We start from the raw sequence: 5,163 nt of genomic DNA on the forward strand, positions 1-5,163 counted from the left end.
AATTAAAAAAGGGCACCTTGTGGGTGCCCTTTTTTGTGGGTGTTCGGCGGTGTCCTACTTTTCCACCCGGGGTGGGTAGTATCATCGGCGCTGGCAGGCTTAGCTTCCGGGTTCGGGATGGGTCCGGGCGTTTCCCTGCCGCTATGGACCGCCGTAACTTTATTGAATTCTAGTTGTTGGTGGTGGGGTGTGGGGTTGTGGTGTGGTTGCGTGTGGGTAAGTTTTCGGCCGGTTAGTGCCAGTTCCCTGAGCCCGTTGCCGGGTGTGTAGGTCTGGTCTATTGATCCCGTGGTCTGCGGGGGGCCTTATCCCACTGTATGGGTGAGAAGCCTGGTCTTGGAGAAGGTTTCCCGCTTAGATGCTTTCAGCGGTTATCCTGGCCGAACGTGGCTATCCAGCGGTGCCCCTGGCGGGACAACTGGTGCACCAGAGGTTCGTCCGTCCCGGTCCTCTCGTACTAGGGACAGGTTTCCTCAAGCTTCTGACGCGCGCGGCGGATAGAGACCGAACTGTCTCACGACGTTCTAAACCCAGCTCGCGTGCCGCTTTAATGGGCGAACAGCCCAACCCTTGGGACCTGCTCCAGCCCCAGGATGCGACGAGCCGACATCGAGGTGCCAAACCATCCCGTCGATATGGACTCTTGGGGAAGATCAGCCTGTTATCCCCGGGGTACCTTTTATCCGTTGAGCGACACCCCTTCCACTCGGGGGTGCCGGATCACTAGTCCCGACTTTCGTCCCTGCTTGACGTGTGGGTCTTGCAGTCAAGCTCCCTTGTGCACTTGCACTCGACACCTGATTGCCGTCCAGGTTGAGGGAACCTTTGGGCGCCTCCGTTACATTTTGGGAGGCAACCGCCCCAGTTAAACTACCCGCCAGGCACTGTCCCTGAACCCGGTTCAGGGTTCGAGGTTAGAGGTCCAATACGATCAGAGTGGTATTTCAACAACGACTCCACCAAAACTGGCGTTCTGGTTTCACAGTCTCCCACCTATCCTACACAAACCGCATCGAACATCAATACCAAGTTGTAGTGAAGGTCCCGGGGTCTTTTCGTCCTGCCGCGCGTAACGAGCATCTTTACTCGTAGTGCAATTTCGCCGAGTCTATGGTTGAGACAGTTGAGAAGTCGTTACGCCATTCGTGCAGGTCGGAACTTACCCGACAAGGAATTTCGCTACCTTAGGATGGTTATAGTTACCACCGCCGTTTACTGGGGCTTAAATTCTCAGCTTCACCGGATCGCTCCGGTTAACCGGTCCTCTTAACCTTCCAGCACCGGGCAGGCGTCAGTCCGTATACCTCGTCTTGCGACTTCGCACGGACCTGTGTTTTTAGTAAACAGTCGCTTCTCACTGGTTTGTGCCACCGGATCCCGCTCCCCCAGCTCGTGGGTTCACGATAGTCCGGTCCCCCTTCTCCCGAAGTTACGGGGGCATTTTGCCGAGTTCCTTAACCATAGTTCACTCGTACGCCTCGGTATTCTCTACCTGACCACCTGTGTCGGTTTGGGGTACGGGCCGTGTGCGCACTCGCTAGAGGCTTTTCTCGGCAGCATAGGATCACCGAATTCACCCCAATCGGCTATGCATCACCTCTCGGACTTGTATGAACGACGGATTTGCCTATCGTTCGTCCTACCGGCTTGCCCCAGCACTACCATCGGCTGGTACGGCTACCTTCCTGCGTCACCCCATCGCTTACCTACTACCAGCGAAGATCCCACGCAGCCCCCCACCGCCACACCCCCGAAAGGGCACGGTCAGCGAGGTTTTGGGTGGTTAGTACCGCTGATTCGGTACGGGCGCGCACACACGGGTACGGGAATATCAACCCGTTGTCCATCGACTACGCCTGTCGGCCTCGCCTTAGGTCCCGACTCACCCTGGGCGGACTGGCCTGGCCCAGGAACCCTTGGTCTTTCGGCGGGCAAGGTTCTCACTTGCCTTATCGCTACTCATGCCTGCATTCTCACTCCCCACACCTCCACAGCTAGATCACTCTGCTGCTTCGCTGGTGAGGGGACGCTCCCCTACCCAACCCACAATTACTTGCAGGTTGCCGCGGCTTCGGCGGTGTGCTTGAGCCCCGCTACATTATCGGCGCACAATCACTTGACCAGTGAGCTATTACGCACTCTTTCAAGGATGGCTGCTTCTAAGCCAACCTCCTGGTTGTCTTTGCGACTGCACATCCTTTCCCACTTAGCACACGCTTAGGGGCCTTAGCCGGCGATCTGGGCTGTTTCCCTTTCGACGCACGGAGCTTATCCCCCGCCGTCTCACTGCCACACTCACCACTACGGCATTCGGAGTTTGGCTGACGTCAGTAACCTAGTAGGGCCCATCGGCCATCCAGTAGCTCTACCTCCGCAGTGAACCATGCGACGCTGCACCTAAATGCATTTCGGGGAGAACCAGCTATCACGGAGTTTGATTGGCCTTTCACCCCTACCCACAACTCATCCCCTCAGTCTTCAACCTAAGTGGGTTCGGGCCTCCACGCGGTCTTACCCGCGCTTCACCCTGGCCATGGGTAGATCACTCCGCTTCGGGTCCACAACACACCACTACACCCCCACATCGCTGCCGGGGATACGCCCTATTCAGACTCGCTTTCGCTGCGGCTACCCCACAACGGGTTAACCTCGCGACATGTCAGTGACTCGCAGGCTCATTCTTCAAAAGGCACGCCATCACCCCACCACAAAGGGAGGGCTCTGACGGATTGTAGGCACACGGTTTCAGGTACTCTTTCACTCCCCTCCCGGGGTACTTTTCACCATTCCCTCACGGTACTCATCCGCTATCGGTCATCAGGAAGTATTCAGGCTTACCGGGTGGTCCCGGCAGATTCACAGCAGATTCCACGGGCCCGCTGCTACTCGGGTATTGATACAAGGCAGGCGTCGGGTTTTCACGTACCGGGCTCTCACCGTCTACGGCAGACCATCCCAGGCCACTTCCGCTAACCACAACACTTTCTGACTACCCCTTAGCCAGGTAGAGCTAAGACGTACCAATCCCACAACCCCGCACACACAACCCCTACCCGGTCACACATGCGCGCGGTTTAGCCATCCTCCGCGTTCGCTCGCCACTACTAACGGAATCACACTTGTTTTCTTCTCCTACGGGTACTGAGATGTTTCACTTCCCCGCGTTCCCCCCCACCGCCTATACATTCAACGGTGGGTGACACCACATCACTGGTGCCGGGTTACCCCATTCGGACATCCTCGGATCCACGCTCGGTTGACAACTCCCCGAGGCATATCGCAGCCTCCCACGTCCTTCATCGGCCCCTGATGCCAAGGCATCCACCATGCGCCCTAACACACTTACACACACAACACTCGACAAAAACCGTCAAACAACAGCTTTTGCTTAGATGCTCGCAACCACTATCCACAACTCAAACACCACACCCCACCACCAAGATGGAGCGACACCACCCAAAACAAACCAGGTGTTGCCTCAAAGCCCAATAGTGTGCCCAGCGATTTTTCCCATTTGTTGTCGCGCACCCAACCCACACCCACTACAGGCACGGGCTCCCTCACGGCTCACACCCCACCGGATGCGGAGTGTTTTTCGTGGTGCTCCTTAGAAAGGAGGTGATCCAGCCGCACCTTCCGGTACGGCTACCTTGTTACGACTTCGTCCCAATCGCCGATCCCACCTTCGACAGCTCCCTCCCTTGCGGGTTAGGCCACTGGCTTCGGGTGTTACCGACTTTCATGACGTGACGGGCGGTGTGTACAAGGCCCGGGAACGTATTCACCGCAGCATTGCTGATCTGCGATTACTAGCGACTCCGACTTCACGGGGTCGAGTTGCAGACCCCGATCCGAACTGAGACCGGCTTTAAAGGATTCGCTAAACCTCACGGCATCGCAGCCCTTTGTACCGGCCATTGTAGCATGTGTGAAGCCCTGGACATAAGGGGCATGATGACTTGACGTCATCCCCACCTTCCTCCGAGTTGACCCCGGCAGTCTCTCACGAGTCCCCGCCATCACGCGCTGGCAACATGAGACAAGGGTTGCGCTCGTTGCGGGACTTAACCCAACATCTCACGACACGAGCTGACGACAGCCATGCACCACCTGCACACAGGCCACAAGGGAAACCACATCTCTGCAGTCGTCCTGTGCATGTCAAACCCAGGTAAGGTTCTTCGCGTTGCATCGAATTAATCCACATGCTCCGCCGCTTGTGCGGGCCCCCGTCAATTCCTTTGAGTTTTAGCCTTGCGGCCGTACTCCCCAGGCGGGGTACTTAATGCGTTAGCTACGGCACGGATCCCAAGGAAGGAAACCCACACCTAGTACCCACCGTTTACGGCGTGGACTACCAGGGTATCTAATCCTGTTCGCTCCCCACGCTTTCGCTCCTCAGCGTCAGTTACTGCCCAGAGACCCGCCTTCGCCACCGGTGTTCCTCCTGATATCTGCGCATTCCACCGCTACACCAGGAATTCCAGTCTCCCCTGCAGTACTCCAGTCTGCCCGTATCGCCCGCACGCCCCCAGTTAAGCCAGGGAATTTCACGAACAACGCGACAAACCACCTACGAGCTCTTTACGCCCAGTAATTCCGGACAACGCTCGCACCCTACGTATTACCGCGGCTGCTGGCACGTAGTTGGCCGGTGCTTCTTCTCCACCTACCGTCACCACCGGAAAACCGGCAGCTTCGTCGATGGTGAAAGAGGTTTACAACCCGAAGGCCGTCATCCCCCACGCGGCGTCGCTGCATCAGGCTTGCGCCCATTGTGCAATATTCCCCACTGCTGCCTCCCGTAGGAGTCTGGGCCGTATCTCAGTCCCAGTGTGGCCGGACACCCTCTCAGGCCGGCTACCCGTCGTCGCCTTGGTAGGCCATCACCCCACCAACAAGCTGATAGGCCGCGGGCCCATCCCACACCGCAAAAAGCTTTCCACCACAAGACATGCATCCCATGGTCCTATCCGGTATTAGACCCAGTTTCCCAAGCTTATCCCGAAGTGCAGGGCAGATCACCCACGTGTTACTCACCCGTTCGCCACTCGAGCACCCCCAAAAAGGGGCCTTTCCGTTCGACTTGCATGTGTTAAGCACGCCGCCAGCGTTCGTCCTGAGCCAGGATCAAACTCTCCAAACAAAACCGATTCAGAGAAA

At 57.3% G+C, this 5,163-nt stretch carries 3 rRNA genes; all 3 read right to left on the bottom strand.

The annotated features are described in order from the left end of the window. Positions 1-41: 41 nt before the first annotated feature. The 3 genes from rrf to AWB95_RS00020 all read right to left on the bottom strand — a co-directional run bounded on the left by rrf (position 42) and on the right by AWB95_RS00020 (position 5,146). Positions 42-156, bottom strand: a 5S ribosomal RNA gene (gene rrf / locus AWB95_RS00010). 56 nt (positions 157-212) lie between these two features. Continuing rightward, positions 213-3,348: ribosomal RNA gene (locus tag AWB95_RS00015) — 23S ribosomal RNA — on the bottom strand. Between the two features lie 263 nt (positions 3,349-3,611). Next, positions 3,612-5,146, bottom strand: a 16S ribosomal RNA gene (locus AWB95_RS00020). The 16S, 23S and 5S rRNA genes sit together here, the layout of an rRNA operon. Between the last annotated feature and the right edge of the window lie 17 nt (positions 5,147-5,163).

It is taken from the genome of Mycobacterium celatum, from assembly GCF_002101595.1.
In the GTDB taxonomy this organism is placed as follows: domain Bacteria; phylum Actinomycetota; class Actinomycetes; order Mycobacteriales; family Mycobacteriaceae; genus Mycobacterium; species Mycobacterium celatum.